Annotated in this window: 26 protein-coding genes; 15 read left to right on the forward strand and 11 right to left on the reverse strand. The window is 72.3% G+C overall.

Translation table 11 applies throughout. The features are described from left to right. Positions 1-115: 115 nt before the first annotated feature. Positions 116-955 (forward strand): MurR/RpiR family transcriptional regulator, encoded by an 840-nt coding sequence (locus tag ACZ4VW_RS18915; protein WP_467963690.1) that lies wholly within the window; start codon positions 116-118, stop codon positions 953-955. 31 nt (positions 956-986) lie between these two features. Here the strand turns inward: ACZ4VW_RS18915 and ACZ4VW_RS18920 are convergent, their stop codons facing one another. From ACZ4VW_RS18920 to ACZ4VW_RS18950, 7 genes are all read right to left on the reverse strand, one after another. Further along, positions 987-1,358 carry a hypothetical protein gene (locus ACZ4VW_RS18920; RefSeq protein WP_467963692.1) on the reverse strand — a complete coding sequence of 124 codons (372 nt, stop codon included), beginning with the start codon at positions 1,356-1,358 and terminating at the stop codon, positions 987-989. A 37-nt stretch (positions 1,359-1,395) separates the two neighbouring features. Next, entirely contained in the window at positions 1,396-1,788 is a 393-nt protein-coding gene (locus tag ACZ4VW_RS18925; protein WP_467963816.1) for a roadblock/LC7 domain-containing protein, read from the reverse strand. A 41-nt stretch (positions 1,789-1,829) separates the two neighbouring features. Then, a complete protein-coding gene (locus ACZ4VW_RS18930) occupies positions 1,830-2,588 on the reverse strand; it encodes a transcriptional regulator (protein WP_467963694.1) in 759 nt (252 codons plus the stop codon). Then, the gene (locus tag ACZ4VW_RS18935; protein WP_467963696.1) at positions 2,585-3,016 is read right to left on the reverse strand and encodes a hypothetical protein; all 432 of its coding nucleotides are present in this window, start codon (positions 3,014-3,016) and stop codon (positions 2,585-2,587) included. The genes ACZ4VW_RS18930 and ACZ4VW_RS18935 overlap by 4 nt, the downstream gene beginning before the upstream one ends. A 180-nt stretch (positions 3,017-3,196) precedes the next feature. Next, positions 3,197-4,591 carry an APC family permease gene (locus ACZ4VW_RS18940; protein WP_467963698.1) on the reverse strand — a complete coding sequence of 465 codons (1,395 nt, stop codon included), beginning with the start codon at positions 4,589-4,591 and terminating at the stop codon, positions 3,197-3,199. Between the two features lie 175 nt (positions 4,592-4,766). Next, positions 4,767-5,231 carry an SRPBCC family protein gene (locus ACZ4VW_RS18945; protein ID WP_467963700.1) on the reverse strand — a complete coding sequence of 155 codons (465 nt, stop codon included), beginning with the start codon at positions 5,229-5,231 and terminating at the stop codon, positions 4,767-4,769. A 139-nt stretch (positions 5,232-5,370) separates the two neighbouring features. Further along, the gene (locus ACZ4VW_RS18950) at positions 5,371-6,708 is read right to left on the reverse strand and encodes a type III PLP-dependent enzyme domain-containing protein (RefSeq protein ID WP_467963702.1); all 1,338 of its coding nucleotides are present in this window, start codon (positions 6,706-6,708) and stop codon (positions 5,371-5,373) included. Positions 6,709-6,811: 103 nt separating this feature from the next. Here ACZ4VW_RS18950 and hutU point away from each other — a divergent pair, with 103 nt between their 5' ends. The 5 genes from hutU (at position 6,812) to ACZ4VW_RS18975 (ending at position 12,765) form a co-directional block, all read left to right on the forward strand. After that, on the forward strand, positions 6,812-8,476 hold the full coding sequence (hutU, locus tag ACZ4VW_RS18955) for a urocanate hydratase (protein ID WP_467963704.1): 1,665 nt from the start codon (positions 6,812-6,814) through the stop codon (positions 8,474-8,476). Between the two features lie 17 nt (positions 8,477-8,493). Further along, a complete protein-coding gene (locus tag ACZ4VW_RS18960) occupies positions 8,494-9,684 on the forward strand; it encodes an allantoate amidohydrolase (RefSeq protein ID WP_467963818.1) in 1,191 nt (396 codons plus the stop codon). Next, positions 9,675-11,009, forward strand: a complete 1,335-nt coding sequence (locus ACZ4VW_RS18965) for a formimidoylglutamate deiminase (RefSeq protein WP_467963706.1) — start codon at positions 9,675-9,677, stop codon at positions 11,007-11,009. The genes ACZ4VW_RS18960 and ACZ4VW_RS18965 overlap by 10 nt, the downstream gene beginning before the upstream one ends. Positions 11,010-11,089: 80 nt before the next feature. After that, positions 11,090-12,337 carry an imidazolonepropionase gene (gene hutI, locus ACZ4VW_RS18970; protein WP_467963708.1) on the forward strand — a complete coding sequence of 416 codons (1,248 nt, stop codon included), beginning with the start codon at positions 11,090-11,092 and terminating at the stop codon, positions 12,335-12,337. A gap of 8 nt (positions 12,338-12,345) precedes the next feature. Next, positions 12,346-12,765 carry a hypothetical protein gene (locus ACZ4VW_RS18975; RefSeq protein WP_467963710.1) on the forward strand — a complete coding sequence of 140 codons (420 nt, stop codon included), beginning with the start codon at positions 12,346-12,348 and terminating at the stop codon, positions 12,763-12,765. On the opposite strand, the gene ACZ4VW_RS18980 is transcribed toward ACZ4VW_RS18975, so the two are convergent. Further along, a complete protein-coding gene (locus ACZ4VW_RS18980) occupies positions 12,755-13,501 on the reverse strand; it encodes an NIPSNAP family protein (RefSeq protein WP_467963712.1) in 747 nt (248 codons plus the stop codon). The two genes, ACZ4VW_RS18975 and ACZ4VW_RS18980, sit on opposite strands and share 11 nt — an antisense overlap. 99 nt (positions 13,502-13,600) lie before the next feature. Here ACZ4VW_RS18980 and ACZ4VW_RS18985 point away from each other — a divergent pair, with 99 nt between their 5' ends. After that, positions 13,601-14,578, forward strand: a complete 978-nt coding sequence (locus ACZ4VW_RS18985) for a helix-turn-helix transcriptional regulator (RefSeq protein WP_467963714.1) — start codon at positions 13,601-13,603, stop codon at positions 14,576-14,578. Between the two features lie 147 nt (positions 14,579-14,725). Here ACZ4VW_RS18985 and ACZ4VW_RS18990 read toward each other — a convergent pair whose 3' ends face one another. After that, entirely contained in the window at positions 14,726-15,142 is a 417-nt protein-coding gene (locus ACZ4VW_RS18990; RefSeq protein ID WP_467963716.1) for a PPOX class F420-dependent oxidoreductase, read from the reverse strand. A 93-nt stretch (positions 15,143-15,235) separates the two neighbouring features. Between ACZ4VW_RS18990 and ACZ4VW_RS18995 the strand changes: the two genes are divergently transcribed. Both ACZ4VW_RS18995 and ACZ4VW_RS19000 read left to right on the forward strand, forming a co-directional pair. Further along, the gene (locus ACZ4VW_RS18995) at positions 15,236-16,327 is read left to right on the forward strand and encodes a S66 family peptidase (RefSeq protein WP_467963718.1); all 1,092 of its coding nucleotides are present in this window, start codon (positions 15,236-15,238) and stop codon (positions 16,325-16,327) included. 86 nt (positions 16,328-16,413) lie between these two features. Further along, on the forward strand, positions 16,414-17,121 hold the full coding sequence (locus tag ACZ4VW_RS19000; protein ID WP_467963720.1) for an aspartate/glutamate racemase family protein: 708 nt from the start codon (positions 16,414-16,416) through the stop codon (positions 17,119-17,121). A gap of 186 nt (positions 17,122-17,307) precedes the next feature. Here ACZ4VW_RS19000 and ACZ4VW_RS19005 read toward each other — a convergent pair whose 3' ends face one another. Beyond that, positions 17,308-18,222, reverse strand: coding sequence for an RNA polymerase sigma factor SigF (locus ACZ4VW_RS19005; RefSeq protein WP_467963722.1), 915 nt, complete (start codon positions 18,220-18,222; stop codon positions 17,308-17,310). A gap of 211 nt (positions 18,223-18,433) precedes the next feature. Between ACZ4VW_RS19005 and ACZ4VW_RS19010 the strand changes: the two genes are divergently transcribed. From ACZ4VW_RS19010 to ACZ4VW_RS19035, 6 genes are all read left to right on the forward strand, one after another. Further along, entirely contained in the window at positions 18,434-18,802 is a 369-nt protein-coding gene (locus ACZ4VW_RS19010) for an STAS domain-containing protein (protein ID WP_467963724.1), read from the forward strand. Positions 18,803-18,958: 156 nt separating this feature from the next. Then, on the forward strand, positions 18,959-19,432 hold the full coding sequence (locus tag ACZ4VW_RS19015) for an ATP-binding protein (RefSeq protein ID WP_467963726.1): 474 nt from the start codon (positions 18,959-18,961) through the stop codon (positions 19,430-19,432). 165 nt (positions 19,433-19,597) lie between these two features. Next, positions 19,598-20,275, forward strand: a complete 678-nt coding sequence (locus ACZ4VW_RS19020; RefSeq protein ID WP_467963819.1) for a peptidase — start codon at positions 19,598-19,600, stop codon at positions 20,273-20,275. A 14-nt stretch (positions 20,276-20,289) separates the two neighbouring features. Continuing rightward, positions 20,290-21,147, forward strand: a complete 858-nt coding sequence (locus tag ACZ4VW_RS19025) for a COG1470 family protein (protein ID WP_467963728.1) — start codon at positions 20,290-20,292, stop codon at positions 21,145-21,147. Positions 21,148-21,239: 92 nt separating this feature from the next. Further along, positions 21,240-22,301: a hypothetical protein gene (locus tag ACZ4VW_RS19030; protein WP_467963730.1), complete on the forward strand. Its 1,062-nt coding sequence runs from the start codon at positions 21,240-21,242 to the stop codon at positions 22,299-22,301. 14 nt (positions 22,302-22,315) lie between these two features. Beyond that, positions 22,316-23,605, forward strand: a complete 1,290-nt coding sequence (locus ACZ4VW_RS19035; RefSeq protein WP_467963732.1) for a hypothetical protein — start codon at positions 22,316-22,318, stop codon at positions 23,603-23,605. A gap of 88 nt (positions 23,606-23,693) precedes the next feature. On the opposite strand, the gene ACZ4VW_RS19040 is transcribed toward ACZ4VW_RS19035, so the two are convergent. After that, a complete protein-coding gene (locus tag ACZ4VW_RS19040; protein WP_467963734.1) occupies positions 23,694-25,214 on the reverse strand; it encodes a peptide MFS transporter in 1,521 nt (506 codons plus the stop codon). Between the last annotated feature and the right edge of the window lie 31 nt (positions 25,215-25,245).

Raw genomic sequence — 25,245 nt, forward strand, 5'->3', positions numbered from 1 at the left:
CCACCGTAGAGACCCCGGGCCCGCTGCGTCGGTAGGGCTATCCCCCCACTTTTCTTGCCCTCCTGCATATCCTCATGCAGAGTTCGAGGTGGATGAATAGACGAAGGGGGACGGCGTGAGCGACAGCCCGGCCGGACGGCTGCAGGCGCTCTTCGAGGGGCACCGGCTGACACCGACACAACGGCGCATCGCGCACTGCATGGTGCGCCGGGCCGGAGACGTGCCGTTCCTGTCCAGCGTGGAGCTGGCGGACCTCGCCGGCGTCAGTCAGCCCTCCGTCACCCGCTTCGCCGTCGCCCTCGGCTTCGACGGCTACCCCGCCCTGCGCCGCCATCTGCGCGAGGTCGCCCCGGCCGAGAAGCCCACGGGGGAGGTGAGCGAGCACAACGAGTACCAGCAGGCCGTCCTCGCCGAGATCGAGAACCTCCGCCATCTCGCGGAGCTGCTCGCCGATCCCGCACCCGTCGAGCGCGCGGGGCGGCTGCTCGCCGCCTCGCGGCCGCTGCTCGTCCTCGGCCTGCGCGCCGCCTCCTCCCAGGCCCGCGGCTTCGCCTACTTCGCCGCCAAGGTCCACCCCGACATCCGCCTTCTCGACGAGGGCGGCTCGATGCTCACCGACCGCGTCGACGCGGCGGTACGGGCCGGGGCCACGGCCCTGCTCTGCTTCGCGCTGCCGCGCCACCCCAGGGAGGTCGTGGAGGCTCTGGAGTACGCGCGGGCGGCCGGACTCACCGTCGTGACCGTCGCCGAATCGGCGTTCGCGCCCGTCGCCGCCCACAGCGACCTGCTGATCCCCGCCGCCGTCGGCACCGGGCTCGCCTTCGACACGGCCTGCGCCCCGATGCTCCTCGGCCGGGTGCTCCTGGAGGCGATGGCGGACGAGCTGCCGGACGCCCAGGCGCGCCTGGAGGAGTTCGACACGAAGGCGGCGACGCGGAGCCTGTTCGTCGAGTAGCGGGCCGGAGGGGTGGGCCTCGGCCGGGAGGTCAGACCTCCAGCTCGGCCTCGATCCGCTTCAGGTGGTGGCGGGCCATCGCCAGGTTCGCGCGCTCCTTGTCCAGCGCCAGGTACAGGAAGAGGCCGTTGGACGTCCGCCCCTTGATCAGTCGGATCAGGTGGTACTGGCCGCCGAGGGTGATCAGGATGTCCTCGATCTCGTCGTTGAGGCCGAGCATGTCCATCGTCCTGACCTTGGCGCGGACGACGTCGGTGTTGCCCGCGGCCGCCACGTTGAGGTCGAGCTCCTTGTTGCCGCCGATCGTGCCGAGGGCCATGCCGCTGGTGTAGTCGACCAGCGCGGCGCCGATGGCGCCTTCGATGGAGGCTGCTTCCTTCAGAGAGGTCTCGGTGTTCGCCATGGGTGTCGCACTTCCTTTTCGCGTGGTGGTGGTGGGATCAGTTCAGGTCTTTGCGTTCGAGCGCGCCGTCGACCAGCTCGCCTATCCGGGCGCTGGAGCGTCGCGCCTCCAGATGGAGCCGGCCCACGTTGGTCCGGGGCTCGGCGAGGAGTGTGAGGACGGCCGAGCCGCCGGCCGCGTAGGTGGCCACATAGCCGTTCTCGCCGCGCACCAGCAGCTCGCGGAAGCCACCCTGACCCGTGGACTCGGTCAGCCGCTGTCCGACGCCGAGCGCCGCCGCCGTGAGCGCCGCCACCGACTCCGCCTCGCCGGCGACGGTGTCCTGGGCCAGGATCAGACCGTCGGCGCTCGCCGCGAGCGCCCCGGTGAGCTGGGGCATTCGGGCCCGCAGCCGTCTCAGCTCGGCGAGCACCTCGGCCTCTGCCGACATCATGTGTCTCCTCTCGGCGCGCAGGCGCAGGGCACGCCTCATCACAGACTTGCCTCCAGGGCGTCACGGAGCCGGCGCAGCAGGGCGATGTCCGGATCGACCGCGACCTCGCCGACCCATGCGGGGACGGCGGGCGGGGCGGCCGGTACGGGTTCGAGCGGGGTCTCGACAAGGCCGGCGGCCGCCAGGCGGCGGATGTCGAGAAGGGTGTGGAACGCGGGCCGGCCGAGCAGCCGCGCGATCTCCGCCGGCGTGCGGGTCCCGTCGGCGGCGGCCAGCAGCGCCCGCTGCCGCAGGCTCACCGTCTGCCCGGGAGCGGCCGCGCGCGGCACGACCGGGGCCGTGTCCACGGCGGCGTACGGCCAGACGCTGTCCAGCAGTTCACGGCGGCGTACGGTCTCGCGCTCGACGGCCTCGGTGGAGACCGGCCGCACCGGGCCCAGCCAGTGGGCGACTCCGTAGCGGAAGCGGGTGGGTCCGCTCGCGGGGGCGAGCGCGAAGAACGCGGCGTCGAACACTGCGCCGAGGTGGCAGATCTCCAGCTCGCCGTCGCGCAGCCGACCGCTGTCCACCAGGAACCGGCCGACCTCGCGGCGCGCCCCGGCCCGGTCGACGGCCTCGTCCCAGCCCTCGCGGGGCAGCCGTCCGCCGGCCGTCAGCAGAACGTCGAGGCCGGGGGCGGCGGGGCTCTCGGCGTGGACGACACGGCCGTCGACGAGGTAGAGCGTGCCGTGGTCGCGCAGCAGGGCACCGGTCGCGCGCTCGGCGGCGAGGCGGGTCAGCATCGGCGAGACGGTCATCCCAGGACCAGCCTCTCGGCGAGATCGCGCAGCCGTATGCGGGCGAGGGCGAGGTTGCCGGTGTCCCGGTCGAGCCACAGGTGGAGGAAGACGCTGCTGTCGAAGGCCGTCTCGACGAAGCGGAGCACGTGGTAGCCGCCGCGGGCGGTGACGATCAGGTCCTCGACGGGCGGGCCCTTCGGCGACGCCTCGTCGGTCCCCGCGGCCGGGCCCGAGGACTCGGCGGGGTCCGGGGCGTGGGCGAAGGAGTCGTACTCCGCTGCCGCACGCGCCAGTTCGGCCGCCTCCGCGGCGGTCGTCTCGTGGTCGCCGACCGGCGAGTCGCCCGCCGTGCCGAGGGCGAGCCCACTGGTCCAGTCGACCAGCCAGGCCCCGCGTGCGCCCGGCAGGCTCATGGCCTCCAGCAGGCACTCGTCGATTCCGGGCACGCGGGTTCCCCTCCCGATGCGGCGTGCGGGCGTACGGCAGTGACGGTGACGTTACTCAACGTTCCGGCCAGGGGGAGGAGTTCTGGCATTTTCCATCGGAACATGCCCGATGCTTGCTTGAATTCGCCCTCACGCGGCTCGGAACCGGTCGCTCCGGGCCGGCCGCCCGGCCCCGGACGCTCATTCCTCTCCCCGGACCCGCAGGGCGATCCTGTTGACCACCCAGAGCCCGATCCCGATGGCGAGCAGCACCCCGGCCCGGACGTACACGTCCGCCGAGCGGTCCGCGAGCGGGCTCGCCAGGATCAGCGCGGTCACGGCACCCAGGACCGGAAGCGCCGTCGGCGTACGGAAGTGAGCATGCTCCACCCGGTCCCTGCGCAGCACCAGGACCGCGATGTTGACCACCGCGAAGACGCACAGCAGGAGGAACGCCGTGGTGTCGCCGAGACCCTCGATCTCACCCGTGGTGACCAGGCCGACGGTGAGGAGGGTGGCGAAGACGATGCCCGTGATGGGGGTGCGGCGGTTCTTCAGGACCTTGCCCATCACCCGCGGCAGCACCCGCTCGTTGGCGAGGCCGTAACAGAGGCGGGAGGCCATCATGATGTTGATGAGCGCGGAGTTCGTGACCGCGAACAGGGCGATCAGCGCGAAGAGTTTCGGCGGGAAATCGACTCCGCCGGCCTTCACGACCTCCAGGAGCGGTCCGCTCGACTTCTCCAGGACCCGGTGGTCGACGAGGAGCGAGGAGGCCAGGGCGACCAGGACGTAGATCGTGCCCGTGACGGCGACGCCCAGGAAGATGGCCCGGGGAAACGTGCGGACCGGATCCTGCGTCTCCTCCGCCATGTTGACGGAGTCCTCGAAGCCGACGAAGGCGAAGAAACCCAGCGCCGTGGCCCCCAGCACGCTCGTCATCAGCGCGTATCCGCTGCCCGACGCCTCGAACTCGCCGAGCCGCGACGGCTCTCCCTCACCGGCCAGGACGGCCCAGGCGCCGATCGAGAGGATGATCAGCAGGCCGGTGAGCTCGACGAGCGTCAGGACGACGTTCGTCTTCACGGACTCCGACACTCCGCGCAGCGCGAGGCAGGCGAGGGCGAGGACGAAGACGATCGCGATGAGCGTGGCCGGGATCGCGTCCGTGAACTCCTGGAAGTAGTCCCCGCTGAAGGCGCGGGCCGCGGCGCTCGCGGAGGAGAGCCCCGAGCACATCACCATGAAGGCGACGATGAAGGTGAGGAAGGGGACCTTGAACGCCTTCTGCGTGTAGAGCGCGGCGCCCGCCGCCCGGGGGTACTTCCCGACCAGCTCCACGTACGAGGCGGCCGTCAGCAGCGCGACGACGAAGCCGATCACGAAGGGGAGCCAGAGCGCGCCGCCGACCTTGCCCGCGACCTTGCCGGTGGTCGCGTAGATCCCGGTGCCGAGGATGTCGCCGATCACGAAGAGGATCAGCAGCTTGGGCCCGATCGCCCGTTTCAGCGCGGGCTGTTCGGCCTCCCCGTGCGATAACGGCGGTGAGGGGCGCGAGGGCTGGGGTGGTCGGTCGGGCTGGGGTGCCGTGGTCATGGGTGGCCTCCTGTCGCGGCGTCAGGAAGTGCCTGCCCGGGGCCCCGTCACGTGATGCCCGCCGCACTGTCACTCGTACGAGCGAACATGTGTGCGGGTTGGGTGGGTGTGCGGGTGGGATGGGTGTGTGGGCGGTGGGTGCGCGGCCGCCGGTCGGTGGTGCGTGGCGCGCCGGTCAGCGGCGGCTCTCCACCGCCGCCGCCACGTCGTCCAGGTCCTTCGCCAGCGCCCGGCTCACCGCCTTCGCGCCGAGGCGGCCCAGGAGCGTGGCGAGGAACCCCGTGCGGCTCCCCTCGGCCGGCGTCGCCGAGAACGTCATCCGTACCGTGGTCGCGCCCGCCCCGTCCGGCCGGAGCGCGATCTCGGAGACGTAGTGCATGCCGTGCGAGTCGGCCACCGCCACGTACCGGTCCGGCGGCTCGGCCTCGGTGACGGTCATCTCCTCCGTGGCCTCCTTGCCCATCATCCGCCGGGTCTCGCGCCAGCGGGTGCCCACCCCGAAGACACCCTCCGTCAGCACCTCGACCCGCACCACGCCGCTCAGGACCCGGTCCATGTCCTTCAGGTCCGTCAGCGCCTCCCAGACGGGCCCGGGGGACGCCGCGATCCGGCGCTCGACGACGACGCTCTTGATAGCCATGGCTCCATGGAAGCACCGGGTCCGGACCACCGCTCGCAGTGCTAGGGGGTGTCGTGTCCGGAAGCCCCGCCCGGCCGACGACGGACGCGGCCTGCGGCACCCGCGACGGCACGGCCACAGCACCCGCGACGGACACGGCCTACGGCAGCAGGGCGTCCGGCCGGTCCCCGCCCGCCTCCGCGACGATCTCGTCGAGGCTCTGCGCCTCCCGTACGGCCGAGAAGGCGATCCCGCCCTCCTCGTCCGCGGTGAAACCGTGGATCGCGGGCCGGGGCAGGCTGTTGTACGCGTAGTGGTGGGCGAAGTAGTACGCGCCCGTGTCCGGCACCGCGACGATGTCGTCCGGCCGCAGCAGCGGAAGCGGGCGCGCCGTGGTGAGCATGTCGCCCGAGAAGCAGGCGGGCCCCGCGACGTCCTGGACGACCTCCTCCCCGCCTCGCGGCCGGCCCTCGGAGTCGTACGCGAGGACGCGCAGCGGCCAGGAGACCGGGTCGTAGACGGTACGGGTGGCCACCTGGACGCCCGCGTGGGTGACCGCGATCGGGCGGGACCCCGAGGTCTTCGTGTACTCGACGCGGGCCAGGATCGTGCCGTGCTTGGCGAGCAGGGAGCGCCCGAACTCGGTGACGAGCCCGTAGCGGCCGTCGAGCAGGCCCGGGGCCGTAGCGGCGAGCAGCCCGGCGTACTCCGCGTAGGTCGGCGTCTCCTCGTCGGAGGCGAAGTTCACCGGCAGTCCGCCGCCGATGTCGACGGTGTCGATCTGCTGCCGGCCGGCCTTGGCGTTGATCTCCTCCGCCAGTTCGTGGGCCGCCGCGACCCCCTCCGCCATGAGGGCGAGCGGAATGCCCTGCGAGCCGCTGTGCGTGTGCAGCCGTCGCATCCAGGGCCGGTCCAGATACGCCTGGACGACGGCTTGCCTGGCACCCTCGTCGCGCAGCGCCACCCCGAACTTGGACGTGGCGGTCGCCGTGGAGAGCGCGCCGATCGCGCCCGCCCCGATCTGCGGGTTGACCCGCAGCCCGATCGGGCTCGCGGTCGGCGCGGAGGCGACGAGGGCGTCGATCCTGGCCAGTTCCTGCACGTTGTCGGCGTTGACGGCGATCCCGAGGGCAAGAGCCTGGCGCAGCTCGGCGGGAGTCTTGGCGGGCGAGTCCAGCACGGTACGGGACGGCGGGACGCCGGCCGCGCGGGCAAGGGCCAGCTCGCCGGGGCTGGCGACCTCGGCGCCGAGTCCGCAGTCGTCCAGCAGGCGCAGCACGGGCACGAGAGGGCACGCCTTCACGGCGAAGGCGTGCAGGACGGGGGCGTCGGTGACGGCGGCGAAGGCGGAGACGAGGGCGGCGGCCGAGGCGCGGATGCCGGCGGTGTCCAGCAGGGCGACGATCTGCCCGGAGGGGTCGGTGGGGGAGAGGATGCCTTGCTCGACGGCGGCACGGACGGCTCGATCGCGACGGGCGCCGGCGTGGTGGGAAGCCATGGATCCATAGGACCACCGGGACGGGTGGCGCCGCAGCTGTTGACTACAAGTATTCAGCAGGTCAGGATGTGAATAACTGATTCACATAGGAGGAGGCTGCCCCATGTCAGGACCCCGCCCCGTACGGGCCCCGCGCGGTACGGAACTGAGCGCCCTGGGATGGCAGCAGGAGGCCGCCCTCCGGATGCTCCAGAACAACCTCGACCCCGAGGTCGCGGAGCACCCCGACAAGCTCGTCGTCTACGGCGGCACCGGCAAGGCCGCGCGCGACTGGCGCTCCTTCGACGCCATGGTCCGCACCCTGCGCACCCTCAAGCAGGACGAGACCATGCTCGTCCAGTCCGGCCGCCCGGTCGGCGTCATGCAGACGCACGAGTGGGCCCCGCGCGTCCTCATCGCCAACTCCAACCTGGTCGGCGACTGGGCGACCTGGGAGGAGTTCCGTCGCCTGGAGCAGCTGGGTCTGACCATGTACGGCCAGATGACGGCCGGCTCGTGGATCTACATCGGCACCCAGGGCATCCTCCAGGGCACCTACGAGACCTTCGCCGCCGTCGCCGCGAAGAAGTTCGGCGGGACCCTGGCCGGCACGATCACCCTGACCGCCGGCCTCGGTGGCATGGGCGGTGCCCAGCCGCTGGCCGTGACGATGAACGACGGCGTCGCGATCTGCATCGACGTCGACCCGCGCGCCATCGAGCGCCGCATCGAGCACCGCTACCTCGACGTCAGAGCCGACAACCTCGCCCACGCGCTCGCGCTGGCGACCGAGGCGCGGGACGCGCGCCGGCCTCTCTCCATCGGCCTGCTCGGCAACGCCGCCGAACTGCTGCCGCGGATGCTCGCCGAGGGCGCCCCGATCGACATCGTGACCGACCAGACCTCGGCCCACGACCCGCTCTCCTACCTGCCGGTCGGCGTCGACTTCGACGACATGGCGACCTACGCGGCCAAGGACCCGGCGGGCTTCACCACCCGCGCCCGTGAATCGATGGCCCGGCACGTCGAGGCCATGGTCGGATTCATGGACGCGGGCGCCGAGGTCTTCGACTACGGCAACTCGATCCGCGGCGAGGCCCAGCTGGCCGGCTACGACCGTGCCTTTGCCTTCCCCGGCTTCGTACCGGCGTACATCCGCCCGCTCTTCTGCGAGGGCAAGGGCCCGTTCCGCTGGGCGGCCCTCTCCGGCGAGGCCTCCGACATCCACAAGACCGACAAGGCGATGCTGGAGCTCTTCCCGGAGAACGAGTCCCTCCACCGCTGGATCAAGATGGCCGGCGAGCGCGTCCACTTCCAGGGCCTGCCGGCCCGCATCTGCTGGCTCGGCTACGGCGAGCGGGACAAGGCGGGCGAGCGCTTCAACGACATGGTGGCCTCGGGCGAGCTCGCGGCCCCGCTGGCGATCGGCCGTGACCACCTCGACTGCGGCTCGGTGGCCTCCCCGTACCGCGAGACCGAGGCGATGCTCGACGGCTCCGACGCGATCGCCGACTGGCCGCTCCTCAACGCCATGGTCAACGTCGCCTCCGGCGCCTCCTGGGTCTCGCTGCACCACGGCGGTGGCGTCGGCATGGGCCGTTCCATCCACGCCGGCCAGGTCTCCGTGGCCGACGGCACGAAGCTGGCCGGCGAGAAGATCCGCCGTGTGCTGACGAACGACCCGGGCATGGGCGTCATCCGCCACGTCGACGCGGGCTACGACATCGCGGAATCGGTCGCCGACGAGAAGGGCGTACGGGTACCGATGCGCGAGGACGGCTCCGCGTGAGCGAGACCTTCCACGCCATGTGGCGGTCGCTGCGGCCCATCGGCCGCAGCGCCGCCTCCGGCGGCTACCGCCGCTACGCCTGGACCGGAGCCGACGCCGACTGCCGGCTCTGGTTCCGGATGCAGGCCGAGGCCCGCCGCCTGAACTACGAGGTCGACCGCAACGGCAACCAGTGGGCCTGGCTCGGCGACCCCGCCGCCGGTGACGCGGTCGTCACCGGCTCGCACCTGGACTCCGTGCCCGACGGCGGGGCCTACGACGGCCCCCTCGGCGTCGTGTCCGCCTTCGCCGCGCTCGACGAACTGCGGGCGCGCGGCGTCCAGTTCAGGCGCCCCCTCGCCATCACCAACTTCGGTGACGAGGAGGGCGCCCGCTTCGGGCTCGCCTGCGTCGGCTCCCGTCTCACCGCCGGCCGGCTGACGCGGGAGCAGGCTCACGAGCTCCGCGACTCGGAGGGCATCAGCCTCCCGCGGGCGATGGAGGCCGCCGGGTACGACCCGGAGGCCATCGGCCCCGACCCCGAGCGCCTCGCCCGCGTCGGCGCCTTCGTCGAGCTCCACGTCGAGCAGGGCCGCGCCCTGGACCTGACCGGCGACTCCGTCGGCATCGCGTCCGCGATCTGGCCGCACGGCCGCTGGCGGTACGACTTCGCCGGCGAGGCCAACCACGCCGGCACCACCCGGCTCGTCGACCGCCGCGATCCGATGCTGACGTACGCCGAGACCGTCCTCGCCGCCCGCCGCGAGGCCGAACTCGCGGGCGCCGTCGCCACCTTCGGCAAGATCTCCGTCGAACCGAACGGTGTCAACGCCATCCCCTCCCTCGTCCGCGGCTGGCTCGACGCCCGCGCCGCCGACCAGACGGCCCTGGACACCGTCACGGAGGGCGTCGAGACCGCCGCCCGCGACTACGCGACCCGCCACGGCATCGACCTCGCGGTCGTACGGGAATCCTTCACCCCGGTCGTCGAGTTCGCGCACACGCTCCGGGACGAGCTGGCCGGGATCCTGGGGGAGAAGACCCCGGTCCTCGGCACCGGCGCGGGCCACGACGCGGGTATTTTGTCCGAGTCGATCCCGACCGCCATGCTGTTCGTACGGAACCCCACGGGCGTCTCGCACTCCCCGGCCGAGTTCGCGGCCGAGGACGACTGCGTGGCCGGGGTCCTCGCACTCGCCGACGTACTGGAGGGTCTCGCGTGCAGGTGACGTACTGGCTGGAGCACGCCTGGCTCGGCACGAACGTCGAGCCGGGCGTGGCCGTCGACGTGTCCGACGGCCGTATCACCGCCACCCGGACGGGCGTCGACGCCCCGCCGCCCGGCGCCACCGTCCTGCGCGGCCTGACGATCCCCGGCCTGGCCAACGCCCACTCCCACGCCTTCCACCGCGCCCTGCGCGGCACGGTCCAGGTCGGCTCCGGCACCTTCTGGACCTGGCGCGAGGTGATGTACCAGGTCGCCTCCCGGCTGACCCCGGAGACGTACCACGCCCTCGCGCGCGCGGTGTACGCCGAGATGGCGCTCGCCGGGATCACGGCCGTCGGCGAGTTCCACTACCTCCACCACGCCCCGGGCGGCACCCCCTACGCCGACCCCAACGCGATGGGCGAGGCGCTCGTGGCGGCCGCCGCCGAGGCCGGCATCCGGATCACCCTCCTCGACACGGCCTACCTCTCCTCCGGCTTCGGCGCCGCCCCCGACCGGCACCAGCTCCGCTTCTCCGACGGCACGGCCGACGCCTGGGCGGAGCGCGTCTCGTCGCTCAAGGAGAGCGAGACCGTACGCATCGGGGCCGCGATCCACTCCGTACGGGCCGTCCCGGCCGGCCAACTGGCGACCGTCGCGAGCTGGTCGCACGAGCGGGGCGCCCCCCTGCACGTCCACCTCTCGGAGCAGACCGCCGAGAACGACGCCTGCCTCGCCGCCCACGGCCGCACCCCCACCCAGCTCCTCGCGGACCACGGCGTCCTCGGCCCGCTGACGACGGGTGTCCACAACACCCACCTCACGGACGCGGACATCGCGCTGATCGGCTCCTCCACCACCGGCACCTGCATGTGCCCGACCACCGAACGCGACCTCGCGGACGGCATCGGCCCCGCCGTCGCCCTCCAGCGGGCGGGCTCCCCGCTCTCCCTGGGCAGCGACAGCCACGCGGTGATCGACCTCCTGGAGGAGGCCCGCGCGATGGAGCTGAACGAGCGCCTGCGCTCCCGCACGCGCGGCCACTGGACCGCCGCCGCGCTGCTCCGGGCGGCCACCGCCGACGGCCACGCGGCCCTCGGCTGGGCCGAGGCGGGCACCCTGGAGCCGGGCGCGCTCGCCGACTTCACCACGATCGCCCTGGACTCCGTCAGGACAGCGGGACCGGTGCCGCGTCTGGCAGCCGAGACGGCGGTATTCGCAGCGTCCGCGGCGGACGTGCGGCACACGGTCGTGGGCGGCCGGCACGTCGTACGGGACGGGGTCCACCAGACCGTGCCCGACGCGCCCCAAGCCCTCGCGGACTCGATCGCCGCCCTGCGCGGCTGACCGGGCCGACCTGCCCGAACCGGCTGACCCGCCTGAACCGGCCGACCCGGCCGAACCGGCTGAAGGAGACACCTCTCACCATGAACACGGGCCCCGCGGCGAGGAACAACCCGGCGGCGATCTCCGCCCCCACGAGCGCGAACAGCGCCGTGGCGACGCCCGCCACCGCCATCGTCAACATCGCCAGCCTGGTCACCAATGACCCCTCCCTCGGTGATGGAACCCCCCTGGGCCTGATCCAGGACGCGGCCGTCGTCATCGACGGCGACCGTGTCGTCTGGGTCGGTGAATCAAGAAAAGCACCCGCCACTGACAACCGGGTCGACGCCGGCGGACGCGCGGTGATCCCCGGTTTCGTGGACTCCCATTCCCACCTCGTCTTCGCGGGCGACCGCACGGCGGAGTTCAACGCGCGGATGTCCGGCCAGGCGTACAAGGCGGGCGGCATCCGCACGACGGTCGCGGCGACGCGCGCGGCCTCCGACGAGGCGCTGTCCGCGAACGTGGCCCGGTACATGGCGGAAGCGCTCCGCCAGGGCACGACCACCTTCGAGACCAAGTCCGGCTACGGCCTCACGGTCGAGGACGAGGCCCGCGCCCTGCGCATCGCCGCCGCCCACACCGACGAGGTGACGTTCCTCGGCGCGCACATCGTGTCCCCGGACTACGCGGACGACCCGGCGGGGTACGTGGAGCTGGTCACCGGCGACATGCTCGAAGCCTGTGCCCCGTACGCCCGTTGGGTCGACGTCTTCTGCGAGAAGGGGGCGTTCGACGGGGACCAGGCGCGCGCGATCCTCACCGCCGGCAAGGCGAAGGGCCTGCGCCCGCGCGTCCATGCCAACCAGCTCTCGTACGGCCCCGGTGTCCAGCTCGCCGTGGAGCTGGACGCGGCCAGCGCCGACCACTGCACGCACCTCACGGACGCCGACGTCGACGCGCTCGCCTCGGGCGCCACGGTCGCGACGCTCCTGCCGGGCGCGGAGTTCTCCACCCGCGCCGAGTGGCCGAACGCCCGCCGCCTGCTGGACGCGGGCGTGACGGTGGCCCTGTCGACGGACTGCAACCCGGGTTCGTCCTTCACGTCCTCCGTGCCGTTCTGCGTCGCGCTCGCGGTACGGGACATGGGCATGACCCCGGACGAGGCGCTCTGGTCCGCCACGGCGGGCGGCGCGGCGGCCCTGCGCCGCGCGGACGTCGGCCGCCTCTCCCCGGGCGCCACCGCCGACCTCGCGATCCTGGACGCACCGTCCCACGTACACCTGGCCTACCGTCCGGGCGTCCCGCTGATGGCGGAGGTGTGGCGCCGGGGAGCCCGCGTGGTGTGATCGGACGCGTGACGAGCCTGACCGACCTCGCCCGCGGCCTCTGGCCACGGGAGGACCGCCCCTGGAACCCTGCGGCGAGCACCGACGCCGACCTCAGCCACTTCCTCGAACGCCTCACGTTCGCGGACGCGGACGAGATCGTGGCGATGCTGGAGGACCAGTCCCCGCAGCTGGCCGACGGCCTGATGTCGGTCTGGGCCCGCAACCTCGCCCACCGCCTCGCCTGCCTCCAACGTCCCGACGACCCGGCCGTGCTGCGCGCGGCGGCCATGAACCTCATCCTGCACGGACCCGACTGGGACGACGAGGCGGAGGCGCTGAAGGCCCGCGCGGAGGCGCTGGAGGGCGACGAGACGGAGGGCGGGACGGAGGGCGAGAGGGAGGGCGGGACGGAGATCCGGTCGTCCTCCACGAGCGTCAGGAGATGAGGGAGCGGCCGGTCGGGGTCAGACGGAGGGTCTGAGGGGCCGCCGTCTGTTCCCGGGCGATGGCCGGCAGGATCGCCTCCCGCGCCCGGGAGTCGGCCTCCAGGGCGGCCAGGTGGCGGCGGTGGGCGTTCTCGTCCGCGTACGTGGTGAAGAGCACGGCGACGTTCTCGCCGGTGCGGACCGGCAGCCTGGAGAACGTGTTGGCCGCGGTCTCGGTGGTCAGGAAGGCGAGAGGGGCGGGGCCCGTCCTCTCGAGGACGGGCAGCAGGCCGTCCCGGATCAGTGCGATGCCGTCGTTCCGGCCGGGCGGGAAGGACCAGACGGTGGCGGCCACGAAGCGGTCCGGCGGCGGCGTCCCGACCGGGGGACGAGCGGCCGGGGGCGCCACCGCGAAGCCGCTTTTGGACGTCACCGGGCGCAGCAGGAGGACATCGTCCGAGTCGATCATGGTGTCGTTCGCCGCCGGCCCGTGCGCGGCCCAGACAGGACCTCCGTAGAAGGCCGTGAGCGCGCGATGGCGCACCTCCATGTCCGGGAAACCGCGCAGCCAGACGAAGCGGTCCGGATCACCGAGATCCCGGAACTGGCCGAGCAGGCTCATCCCCACCTCCTCCTGCGTCTCCACGAACTCCCGGTCGAAGAGTTCGATGAGCTCGTCGCGCCGGCCGGGACGCAGCGTGTACCGGCGGAGCTCGATCACGGCAGGCGGCGGCGGGCCGACGATGTCGCTGGACACAGCGGGACTCCTGTTCGGTGCATCGCGGGGGAACGTCCCGGCCGACGATAGGAGAACCCCGTGACAGGTCCTGTCAGGGTTTCCGGAGAGAATGCGCGCATGCCCGCGAGTCGACTGCTCTCGGTTCTCCTGCTGCTGCAATCGCGGGGCCGCCTCTCCGCGCAGGCGATCGCCGACGAACTGAACGTGTCCGTGCGCACCGCATACCGCGACCTGGGACGCCTGCAGAGCGCGGGAGTCCCGGTCTACGCCGAGCCGGGCCGTGGAGGCGGCTACCAGCTGCTCGACGGCTACCGCACCCGGCTGACCGGGATGAGCGAGGGCGAGGCACGCGCCCTGTTCCTCGCCGGCCTGCCCGGGCCCGCCGCCGATCTGGGGCTCTCGGCCGAGGTGACCGCCGCCCGGCTGAAGCTGCTCGCCGCCCTGCCGACGGCGCTGGCCGAAGAGGCGTCGCGGGTCGCGGCCGTCTTCCACCTGGACGCCCCCGGCTGGTACCGGGAACCCGAAGACACGCCACATCTCCCGCTGTTCGTCGACGCCGTGCTCACGCGGCGCGCGGTGGATGTGCGCTACCGCCGCTGGCGCGCCCCGCAGGAAGTGCGGCGCCGCCTCCGCCCGTACGGCCTGGTCCTCAAATCCGGCACCTGGTACGTCGTGGCCGCCACGGAGCAGGGGACCGCGACCTACCGCGTCACCCAGGTCCTCGACGCGACCCTGGGCGAGGAACGGTTCGACCGGCCGCAGGACTTCGACCTGGGCGCGTACTGGACCTCCTACCTCGCGGACTTCCACGCGCGCCGCTACACCGGCACGGCCACCGTCCGGCTGTCCCCGGCGGGCCGCCGGCGGCTGCCCGACAACCTCCCTCCGGAGGTGGTCCGGGCCGTCGACTCCACCGCCACCCCCGTCGGCGACGACGGATGGGTCGAGGCGGTCATCCCCACCGAGAGCACCGAGCACGCCCGGGGCGAGCTGCTCCGGCTCGGCGCGGACGTCCTGGTCGTCGCACCGCCCGAACTGCGCCGGGCCATGGCGGCCACCGTGGAGACACTCGCCCGGGCCTACGGGCGGCCTTGACGCTCGAACCCCGGCCGCCCGGCGCTGCCAACCCGTCGTCGCCGCTCACCGTGATGCGGGAACTGGTGTCCCGGGCGGCGGCGCCCGGCGGGCCATGACCGTCGGCTCCGCCCACGAAGGCCGGCGCAGGCCCGAGGCGCAGGCGGCCTAAGCCGCCCTGGCGGCGCTTCCGAGGATCTTGGTCGGGGTGACGCGGAGGACCACCCGGACGTCCTCCGGCGGAGCCTCCAGGTACTCCTTGCCGCCGCCCGGACCCAGGTACTCCTCGGCGATGCGGACGGCCACCGCGCGACCGGGGTCCTCGGTGACGGTGGCCGTGCCGCGGATCTCGACGTAGAGGTCCGGGTCGGCGGGGTCGAAGACGGTCAGGCCGACGCGTGGGTCACGGTGTATGTTCCGCTCCTTGCGCCGCCCCTGCTGGGTGGAGATCAGCAGTTCGTCGCCGTCCCGGCTCACCCAGACCACCGAACTCTGCGGACCGCCGTCGGGGTTCAGGGTCGCCAGGACCGCCGGGAGCGGGACGTCGAGCAGGCCGCGTACGGTGTCGTTCATCTCAACAGGCATGGTGCGGAGGCTAATCGGCCCCTCCGGCGCGGCGCACCGGAATACCGGGCGCGAGGCCCCGCTCCGTGATCGCGCCGTGCCAGAATGCGGCGCATGTCCGTTCGATACCCGCGCCCGCTCCGTCCCGGTGACCGCATCGGCGTCACCTCCCCATCGAGTGGCGTCCCGAAGGAGTTGCGCGAGCGCCTGGAGGTGGCGATCCGCCGCGTCGAGGCGCGGGGGTACGAGGTGGTCCTCGGGTCCTGCATGGACGGTGCCGGTCATGTCGGCGCCCCCGCCCCGGAGCGGGCCCGGGAGTTCATGGCGATGATGACGGACCCCGGCATCCGGGCCGTGGTGCCGCCGTGGGGCGGGGAGACGGCCATCGACCTGCTGCCGCTGCTCGACTGGCAGCGGTTGCGGGAGGCCGAACCGACCTGGCTCGTCGGCTACTCGGACATGTCGACCCTCATGACCCCGATGACCCTGCTCACCGGGATCGCGACCGTGCACGGCAACAACCTCATGGACACCCCGTACCGGGCGCCCGAGGGCCTGCTCTCCTGGCTCGACATCGTCTCGGCGCCGCACGGGCGGCCGTTCACGCAGATCCCGCCGGAGCGCCACCGCGCCTCCGGCTGGGACGACTACCGCCTGCACCCCGAGGCCGGTGAGTTCACGCTCGACACGCCCGGCAGATGGACCCGGCTGGACGGCGGCAACGGCAGCGACGACGCCAGGAACAGCGACGACGCCAGGGACAACGGGAGGGACAGTGACGCGGAGGGCCTGGAGATCGAGGGGCGGTTGATCGGGGGGTGCATCGAGACCCTGTGCAACCTCACCGGCACCGGCTACCTCGACACCTCCGCCTTCGCGCGGGCCGAGGCACCGGAAGGGCTCCTCGTGTACGTCGAAGCGGTGGACGGCGACGCCTTCGCCATCTGCCGGAACCTGCACGGGATGCGGATGGCCGGCTTCTTCGACCACGCCAACGCGGTGCTCGTCGGCCGGACTTCGGCGCCCGACCGCCCCTCCCTCACCCAGTACCAAGCGGTCCGGGAGGCGCTCGGGCCCCTGAACGTGCCGATTGTCGCCGACGTCGAGTGCGGTCACGTTCCCCCGTACATGCCCCTCGTCAACGGGGCGCGCGCCCGGCTCGTCCACACCCCGACTCGCAGCGAGATCACGCAGACGCTGGACTGACCGCCCACCGCCACCCGCACCACAGCGGCGTCCAGGCGGGCCGGATCCGTCGCGTCCGGCTCGCCGCGCGTCCTAGCGTGGCCGACATGAAGACCATCGGCCTCATCGGCGGCATGAGCTGGGAGTCCAGCGCCGAGTACTACCGTCTCCTCAACGAACTCGTCCGTGAACGCCTCGGCGGACTGCACTCCGCCCGCTGCGTCCTGCACTCCGTCGACTTTTCCGAGATCGAGCGGCTCCAGGTCGCCGGAGAGTGGCGGAAGGCCGGGCAGGTCCTCGCCGACGCGGCCAAGGGGCTCGAGGCGGCCGGCGCCGAACTGCTCCTGATCTGTACCAACACCATGCACAAGGTCGCCGACCAGGTGGAGGAGGCCGTCGCCGTGCCCCTTCTCCACCTCGGGGACGCCACCGCGCGCGCCGTCCGCGCCCAGGGGCTCACCACCGTCGGGCTCCTCGGCACCGCCTTCACCATGGAGCAGGACTTCTACCGCGACCGGCTCGCCTCCCACGGTCTGACCGTGCTGGTTCCCGACGCCGACGACCGCGCCGCCGTCCACCGGATCATCTACGAGGAGCTCTGCCTCGGGGTCGTCCGCGAGACCTCCCGCGTCACGTACCGGCGGGTCATCGAGCGGCTCGTCGCCGCAGGCGCCGAGGGAGTGATCCTCGGCTGCACCGAGATCGAGCTGCTCGTGCGCCCCGAGGACAGTCCCGTGGCCGTCTTCCCCACCACCCGTATCCACGCCGAGGCGGCCGTCCACGAGGCCCTGGGCCGACGCGTTCGTCCCGCCTGACGTGTCCCGTCCCGCCTGACGCGTCCCGTTCCGGGGTCCATCGGTCACGCGGAAGGGCCCGTCCGGGTTCGGACGGGCCCTTTCCACGCGTCATTCGCCACGCCTCACGCCTCACGCCTCACGCCTCACGCGCCACGCGTCATGCGCAATGCCCGGCGCGGGCCGCGCGGGGCGTTCGGGCGGAGGTCACTCCTCCAGGGTCAGCCCCTTGCGCAGCCTGCCCAGCGTCCGGGAGAGCAGCCGGGAGACGTGCATCTGGGAGATGCCCAGCTCCTCGCCGATCTCCGACTGGGTCATGCCGGCGACGAAGCGGAGGGAGAGGATGCGTCGGTCGCGGGGCGGCAGCGAGGCGATCATCGGCTTGAGGGACTCGACGTACTCGATTCCCTCGATCCCGTGGTCCTCGTAACCGATCCGGTCCGCGAGCGCGCCCTCGCCGTCGTCCTCGTCGGGCTGGGCGTCCAGCGAGCTCGCCGTGTAGGCGTTGCTGGCGGCCATGCCCTCGACGACCTCGTCGCGGCTCAGGCCGAGCGCGTCGGCGAGTTCGGCGACGGTCGGCGCGCGGTCGAGCCGCTGGGCCAGTTCGTCACCGGCCTTGGCGAGGTCGAGGCGGAGTTCCTGGAGCCGGCGCGGCACGCGCACGGACCACGAGGTGTCGCGGAAGAAGCGCTTGATCTCGCCGACGATCGTCGGCATCGCGAAGGTGGGGAACTCGACGCCGCGGGACAGCTCGAAGCGGTCGATGGCCTTGATGAGACCGATCGTGCCGACCTGGATGATGTCTTCCATCGGCTCGCTGCGGGAGCGGAACCGGGAGGCCGCGAACTTCACCAGGGCGAGGTTCAGCTCGACCAGGGTGTTGCGGACGTACGCGTACTCGTGCGTGCCCTCCTCGAGCGAGTCGAGCCGGGCGAACAGCGTCTTCGACAGCGCTCGCGCGTCGAGCGGGTCGACCTGGTCGAAAGGACCGATCTCCGGAAGGTTTGCGGACAGTTCTCCGGGAAGGTGTTCGGGAAGGTAGAGGGTGGGGGGCGGAGTTGCTGCCGACGGCGCGTCGTGGGTACGCGGGGCGTCGAGCCGGGGTGACATGGTCTCCTCCATCGTTTCTTCCTGCTGCGGTTTGCGGCGCCTCCAAAGCCGGCCGTTTCGAATGTTCCTTACTAGCCCTACCTGCTGAACAGGGCTTGTCGCAAGTACCCATTGTCCGTTCTGTGTGGGTTTGTGGTGGAGTTCATGTGCACGCGGCGACGTCTCGCTTGTATGGTTCGAGGCACGTCAACGGGCATCCGCGAGAGCGAGAAGAGGCACGGGAATGGACCGCCAGAACACGGGCAGCACGCAGCCGGGGAGGCTGCGGGTCGAGGTCCGCACCGTTGGGGCGAGCGAGGTCCTCACTCCGGTGGGTGAGCTCGATCACCACACGGCGGACGTGTTGCGTGCGCCACTCGACGAAGCGCTGGACGCCGGCCGGTCACGGCTTGTCGTCGACTGCTCACGCCTCGACTTCTGCGACTCCACCGGACTCAACGTGCTCCTGGGGGCCAGACTGAGGGCCGACGCCGCCGGGGGAGGGGTTCACCTGGCGGGGATGCGGCCTGTCGTGGCCCGGGTCTTCGAGATCACCGGTGCGGACGTCGTCTTCACCGTGCACCCGTCGCTCGCGGCGGCCCTGCCCGACTGAGTGGCGGGTGTCGCCCCGAGTGGCGGGTGTCGTCAGGGAATGACCGGGCAGGAGAGTCCCGGTTTGGTCCGTTGTCTGGTGAATCGGTTGATTCGGTTTTTTCGGTTGATTCCGTTGAGTCGGTTGTCTCGGTTGAATCGGTGAGGTGAAGCGCTGATGGACACTGCTGCCGGTGGCAGGGAGGTCGAGGAGTCGGTGGGCCCCGTCGCGGGGGCCGTCGGTCTCGACGTACGCACGCTCGCGCTGGGCGCCACCAGCGGCACCGTCCCGCTCGCTCGCGATTTCACGCGGACGGCCCTCTACGACTGGGGCTGGCTTCCCGCCACCTCCGCCGACGCCAGGGCGGCCGCCGAGGACGTCCTGCTCGTCGTCTCCGAGCTGGTGACGAACGCCTGCCTGCACGCGGAGGGCCCCGAGGCACTGCGCGTGCTGCGCCGGGCCGGGGTGCTGCGCCTGGAGGTCACCGACCTCGGCGCCGGGCAGCCCGCGCCGCGCACCCCGCACCGGGCCGGGCGGCCCGGCGGGCACGGCATGTTCATCGTGCAGCGGCTCTGTCTGGACTGGGGAATCGAGCGCAGGCCGGGCGCACCCGGCAAGACGGTCTGGGCCGAGCTGGCCGCTCCCGCCTAGGCCGTGCCCCACGCGCGTCGTGCGCGCGTGCGAGGACCGTGGTGGCGCCCGGGGACGGGCGCGCACTTCGGTCCTCCTTTTGTCTTCCCTCCACAACGCCCCAGGCGTACCTTGACGCCCAATCTGATAAGCCGTCAGTAACTTCGCGGTGAGGGGTGCTTGGACGTGCCGTACCGGAGGAGAACAGCTTTCGCGCTGGCAGCGGCAGCGGCAGCGGCGGCGGCGGGCTCGGCGGTGCTGGTCTCCGCCCCCGCGGCGCAGGCCGCCGTCGTCGACGTGAACTACGCGTGCGAGACGAAGATCGGCCCCAAGGCCGCGGTCTCGCCCGTCGACATCACGGCCGTCAGGAGCGGCAACGCCTACACGGTCACCATGTCCTTCGAGAAGGGCGTCTCCGACAGCCCCATCGAACTGCCCAAAGGCGTCATGACCCCGCGCGCCGAGCTCAGGCTCGGCGGGGCCGACGAGGGCACCCTCAAGGTCAAGGGCACCCCGAACACGGCGGCCATCCCGCCCAACACCCCCATCAAGATCGGTAAGTTGACCGGCACGTACACGCCGAGCAAGAGCGGCAAGGTCACCTTCACGGCCGGGCAGCTCACCGTGCATGCCCTCGGCATGGACGCGGCCGTCTGCACCCCGAAGAACAACCCGAAGCCGTCCCTCGAACTGGACGTGACGGCCGGCGGCGGGTCCTCGGGGGAGACGCGGGACACCGGCGGCGGTGAGCTGCCGAAGACCGGACCGCTCGACTCCGCGACGGCGCTCGGCACCCTCGGCGGCACGGTGCTGCTGTCCGGCGCGGCCGGAGTGCTCTGGCTCACGCGGCGCACGGCGCGCTGATGCGGGGGGCGTGGGTGGCCGTCCTGCTCGGCGTGGTGGCGGCCGCGCCCCCGCCGCCGGGATGGACGGCGGGCGCGGCCGAAGGGCGTCCGTACGTCTACCTGGAGGGCACGGCCGGCAACGTCCTGGAGGACACCCTCTCCGTCACCAATCCGGGCCCGAAGCCGCTCACGGTACGGCTCAGCGGGCAGGGCGCCCCGCTCGCCTTCGCCGCGCGGACGGTGACGGTACCGGCGCGGACCCGCGCGGACGTGCCCTTCGCCGTCACCGTCACGGCGGACACCGCGCCCGGGGAGCACCGGGGAACGGTGAGCGCCGAGGCGGGCGGGCGCGCGGTGCGGGTTCCGGTGCACCTCCGGGTGAGCGGGCCGAGCCTCGCGGCGCTCACCGTCGAGAAGGTACGCCTCGACGGCTCGGGCACCGTGCACTACACCCTGGTCAACCGCGGTACCACCGTGCTCGCACCGAGCCTGGCCCTCCGCGCCGAAGGCGTCCTCGGGACGGTCACCGACCGCGCGGCTCGGGCCCTGCCGCTCACCCTGCGGCCCGGCGAGCGGATCACCCGTACCGAACCCTGGCCCGACCCGCCCGCTCTCGACGCGGTCACGCTCCACCTGCGGGCCACGGCCCCCGGCGCCCCGGCCGCGACGGCCCGCGCCGAGCGGGTGTTCGTGTCCCGGGGCGCGGTCGCCGCCGCGGCGGGGGTCCTGCTCGCGGCGGCGGGCGCGGGCGCTCTCGCGGCCGCCCGGAGACGCCGCGCCCGGGCCGTGGCCGTGCCCGTGGCCGTGGGAGGGCACGGAATCCCCGTGGAGAAGCCCCAGGCGACGGACATGGCGGACATGACGGACGTGACGGCGGGAGCGGACCGATGAGGACGAGCGGTACGGGGCGGCCGGCTCAGCGGAGCGCTCGGTGCACGACGGGGCCCGGCGCGCCGGCGTCCCACGCCCACTCCCCGGCCCTCATGGCGTCCCGGGGCCGACGACGGGCGGGCGCGGCGCTGGCCGGGATGCTGCTCGCGGCGTGCGTGCTCGTCCTCCTCCCGCTCGTCGCCCGGGCCGACGCGCCCCGGCCCACGGTGGAGCTGTCGCAGGCCGAGGGCGCCAAGGGCGGCGAGATCACGGTGAGCGGGGCCGGGTGGAAGCCCGGCGCCCTGCTGATGCTGCTGATCTGCGGGCAGTCGGCGCCTGGCACGGGCGTGATCGGCGGCACCAACTCCTGCGCCAACACCCTCGGCCGGGCCGCCACGGTCGACGCCAGGGGCGCCTTCAGCCAGAAGATGCCGGTGGCCGAGCCGCCCAAGCCCTGCCCCTGCGTGGTGCACGTGGCCGGGGTCACCGGACAGCAGGACGTCGTGGACGTGGCCTTCACGGTCGCCGGCCACCCGACCGCCCCGCTGCCCGAGGCCACCGGCGAGGGCAGGCTCGCCGTCCTCGCCTCCGTACGCCTCGACGGCTCCAGCGGCGTCCTGGTCTGGTTCGGCGCACCCGCCCGGCGCGAGATCGTCCTCACCGTCGGCAACCTCGGCCAGACGCCCGTCAAGGACCCGGTCTTCCAGGTGGGCACGAGCCACGGCGTCTTCTCGCCGCGGTACGAGGAGCGCCAGTGGCGGGGCACGATCGAGCCCGGCAGAAAGGCGCAGGTCAGGCTGCCCGTCGAGCTGACTGCGGGCGCGCACGGCGACTACGAGGTGTCGGTGAAGTACGCCGGCAAGGTCCTGGTCGACCAGCCGTGGGGCGTCGGCCGGCCCTGGGGCGTGACGCTGTTCTGGCTGTTGCTCGCCGTGGTCGTCCCCGCCGCGCTGTTCCGGATCGGCATGGCGGTGGTGGACCGCGTCCGGCCGGGCGGCGCCGCCCGGTCCCGCCCCGGTCACCGCCGCCGCGCTCTCGTACGTACACCCCAACCCCGGCCCGCCCCCGAGCGGGACGAAAGCACCACCACGACCACGGTCCTGCCGTGGTTCACCCCGGACTCCGCACCGTCCGCACCGTCAGAGATCAGCCCGACGACGAAGGGACACCAGTGAGCACGCAACGGAGGATGAGCGCGGCAGGAGTCGCGCTGATGCTCGGCGGCGCGGGGATCATGCTGGCCGCCAGCCCCGCTCAGGCCGCCGACGTCTCGTACAGGACCGAGTGCATTCCGCCGTCCATCTCCGGTATGCCACCGGTGCAGGGGACCACCAAGGTGCGGATCACGGCTCCCGCGGAGGCGAAGGTCGGTGACGAGATCGAGGTCGTCTGGAAGACCGTGGAGGCCGCGTCGAAGAACCCCGACGTCCTCGACCTGGAGAAGGACACGGTGAAGCCGACCGGCGTCGTCAAGCTCGGCGGAGCGGCGAGCGGCACCCTCACCATGGAGGGGCCGCGGCAGAACCCGCCGATCCCGAAGAACAGCCCGATGGTGCTGCCCGACATGAAGGGCAAGCTGAAGCTGGAGAAGGCGGGCGAGATCACGCTGACGCCGGACAAGTACACCATCAACGTCTCGAAGCCGATGTCGACGGACACGAAGTGCTCGCCGAAGGAGGCGCCGGCGGTCGGCGCGACGATCAAGGTCTCGGCGGGCGGGGGCGGCAGCTCGTCCGGTGGCTCGTCCGGCGGTACGAGTACGTCGGGAGGCTCGACGAGCACCTCGGGCGGCGGCACCTCCGGCGGCACGTCCGGAGGCGGTGGCGGGCAGACGGACTTCGCGGGCAAGGAGGTCGCGGTCCAGTTCTCCTGCCAGTCGCCCGGCCCGGCGAACATCACCTCGAAGGTCACCATCAACGCCAAGAGGAACGGCGGCAGCTACGACCTCACGGTCAAGACCGCCAAGGGCGTCATGGACAGCCCCGCCCCGCTTCCCGCCGGAGCGCTCAAGCCCTCCATGGCGGTCAGGCTCGGCGGCGCCGACAGCGGGACGGTCAAGGTCGAGGGCCCGGCGAACGCCGCCCCGCTGGAGCAGGGCAAGCCGGTCGACCTGCCGGACATGAAGGGCACGTACAAGCCCGGCGCGAGCGGCAAGGCCACGCTCAGCCCCGGCGCCCTGACCATCAACGTCTCGCTCGGCGGCTCGCCGATCGTGATCCCCTGCCAGGTCAAGGGCGCGGTTCAGGCGTCCCTGGAGCTCGACACGACCAAGCAGGAGGGCGGTGCGAGCGGCGGCGGCTCGACATCCGGCGGCGGCGCGGGCGGCTCGGGCGGTTCGGCCGGCTCCGGCGGCGGCCTCGCCGAGACCGGCGCCGAGGACGACGGCGCCCTGCGCGCGCTCGCCCTGGTCGCCGGCACGGTGATCCTCCTCGGCGGCGCGGTGTTCACCTTCACGCCGTGGGCGCGGCTGCGGCGCTGACCCGGCGTGTCCGTACCCCCGCGAAACGGCTGAGGGCCGCCGCACCGAAACCGGTGCGGCGGCCCTCAGGCATGTACGGAGCCAGGCGTCAGTGGACGCTGCCCATGAGGCCCTGGACCTTCTTGCGGTACATGTAGATCGCGAATCCGGCGGCGACCGCCAGGGCGGCCTGCAGCGCGATGATGCCCGTGCCGTTGAGATCCACCCCGGCCAGCGAGAGCAGACCCGTGGTGCAGTCACCGGCGGTGACCGCGAGGAACCAGACACCCATCATCTGGGACGCGTACTTCTGCGGCGCCATCTTCGTCGTGACGGAGAGGCCCACGGGGGAGAGGCACAGCTCACCGATGGTCTGGATCATGTAGATCGAGACGAGCCACATCGGGGAGACCAGGGTGCCGTCACCCGCCATGTTCATCGGGACGATGAAGACGAAGAAGGAAGCACCGACGAGGACCAGACCCATCGCGAACTTCACGATGGTGTTCGGCTCCTGGTTCTTGCGGGCCAGCCACAGCCACAGCCAGGCGAAGACCGGGGCCAGCGCCATGACGTACAGCGGGTTCAGCGACTGGTACCAGGTGGCGGGGAAGCCCAGGCCGAAGATGGTGTCGGCCGTCTTGTCGTCGGCGAACAGGGAGAGGGTCGAGCCACCCTGGTCGTAGATCATCCAGAAGATGGCGGCGGCGACGAAGAACCAGATGTAGCCGGTCACCCGGGACTTCTCGCCGGCGCTCAGGTCCTTGTCACGCTTGATGCGGGCGAGGACGGCGACCGGGATGATCAGGCCGGCGAGGGTGATGGGGACCATCGCCCAGTTCAGGGTGTACATGCCCAGGGCGACGACGACACCGTAGAACGCGGCGATCGCGACGGTGACGACGGCGGCCTTGGTGATGACGGCGTTGCGCTCCTCGGCGGACAGCGGGTTCGGGACCTCGTTGCTCTTCGGGTTCAGCGTCTTGCCGAAGGCCAGGAAGACGGCGAGGCCCAAGCCCATGCCGACGGCGGCGAGGGCGAAGCCGAGGTGCCAGTTGACCTTCTCACCGACGGTGCCGATCACCAGGGGCGCGAGGAACGCGCCCAGGTTGATGCCGATGTAGAAGATCGTGAAGCCACCGTCACGACGCGGGTCGTCCGCGTCCTTGTAGAGGTGGCCGACCATGGTCGAGATGTTGGCCTTGAGCAGGCCGGAGCCGACCGCGACGAGCGCGAGGCCGACGAAGAACATCGCCTGGCCCGGGAGGGCCAGCGAGACGTGGCCGAGCATGATCACGGAGGCCGCTATCGTGACCGTCTTGCGGGCGCCCCAGACACGGTCGCCGAACCAGCCGCCGGGCATGGCCATGAGGTAGACCATCGAGACGTAGACGGAGTAGATCGCCGTCGCCGTCGCCGCGGTCATCGCGAGACCGCCGCCCTGGCTGCCCGTAGCGGCGTCCACGCCGCCGGAGACCAGGTACAGCACCAGAAGGGCCCGCATGCCGTAGTAGGAGAAGCGCTCCCACATCTCGGTCATGAAGAGAGTGGCCAGGCCGCGGGGGTGGCCGAAGAACGTCTTCTCGGAACCCGGGGTTCCGGCCGAAGCCGTCGTCAGGCTGGACGCCATGTCGATCCTTGCTCTGTCGGGACGCGCGCCT

This window comes from Streptomyces sp. NPDC029139 (assembly GCF_055564335.1).

Bases quoted from the DNA above. Each gene is read 5' to 3' on its own strand.
- ACZ4VW_RS18920 (WP_467963692.1), bottom strand. From the start codon at position 1,358: ATGGCGAACACCGAGACCTCTCTGAAGGAAGCAGCCTCCATCGAAGGC.
- ACZ4VW_RS18925 (WP_467963816.1), bottom strand. From the start codon at position 1,788: ATGTCGGCAGAGGCCGAGGTGCTCGCCGAGCTGAGACGGCTGCGGGCC.
- ACZ4VW_RS18930 (WP_467963694.1), bottom strand. From the start codon at position 2,588: ATGACCGTCTCGCCGATGCTGACCCGCCTCGCCGCCGAGCGCGCGACC.
- ACZ4VW_RS18940 (WP_467963698.1), bottom strand. From the start codon at position 4,591: ATGACCACGGCACCCCAGCCCGACCGACCACCCCAGCCCTCGCGCCCC.
- ACZ4VW_RS18945 (WP_467963700.1), bottom strand. From the start codon at position 5,231: ATGGCTATCAAGAGCGTCGTCGTCGAGCGCCGGATCGCGGCGTCCCCC.
- ACZ4VW_RS18950 (WP_467963702.1), bottom strand. From the start codon at position 6,708: ATGGCTTCCCACCACGCCGGCGCCCGTCGCGATCGAGCCGTCCGTGCC.
- hutU (WP_467963704.1), top strand. From the start codon at position 6,812: ATGTCAGGACCCCGCCCCGTACGGGCCCCGCGCGGTACGGAACTGAGC.
- ACZ4VW_RS18960 (WP_467963818.1), top strand. From the start codon at position 8,494: ATGTGGCGGTCGCTGCGGCCCATCGGCCGCAGCGCCGCCTCCGGCGGC.
- hutI (WP_467963708.1), top strand. From the start codon at position 11,090: ATGAACACGGGCCCCGCGGCGAGGAACAACCCGGCGGCGATCTCCGCC.
- ACZ4VW_RS18985 (WP_467963714.1), top strand. From the start codon at position 13,601: ATGCCCGCGAGTCGACTGCTCTCGGTTCTCCTGCTGCTGCAATCGCGG.
- ACZ4VW_RS18990 (WP_467963716.1), bottom strand. From the start codon at position 15,142: ATGCCTGTTGAGATGAACGACACCGTACGCGGCCTGCTCGACGTCCCG.
- ACZ4VW_RS18995 (WP_467963718.1), top strand. From the start codon at position 15,236: ATGTCCGTTCGATACCCGCGCCCGCTCCGTCCCGGTGACCGCATCGGC.
- ACZ4VW_RS19000 (WP_467963720.1), top strand. From the start codon at position 16,414: ATGAAGACCATCGGCCTCATCGGCGGCATGAGCTGGGAGTCCAGCGCC.
- ACZ4VW_RS19005 (WP_467963722.1), bottom strand. From the start codon at position 18,222: ATGGAGGAGACCATGTCACCCCGGCTCGACGCCCCGCGTACCCACGAC.
- ACZ4VW_RS19010 (WP_467963724.1), top strand. From the start codon at position 18,434: ATGGACCGCCAGAACACGGGCAGCACGCAGCCGGGGAGGCTGCGGGTC.
- ACZ4VW_RS19015 (WP_467963726.1), top strand. From the start codon at position 18,959: ATGGACACTGCTGCCGGTGGCAGGGAGGTCGAGGAGTCGGTGGGCCCC.
- ACZ4VW_RS19030 (WP_467963730.1), top strand. From the start codon at position 21,240: ATGGCGTCCCGGGGCCGACGACGGGCGGGCGCGGCGCTGGCCGGGATG.
- ACZ4VW_RS19035 (WP_467963732.1), top strand. From the start codon at position 22,316: ATGAGCGCGGCAGGAGTCGCGCTGATGCTCGGCGGCGCGGGGATCATG.
- ACZ4VW_RS19040 (WP_467963734.1), bottom strand. From the start codon at position 25,214: ATGGCGTCCAGCCTGACGACGGCTTCGGCCGGAACCCCGGGTTCCGAG.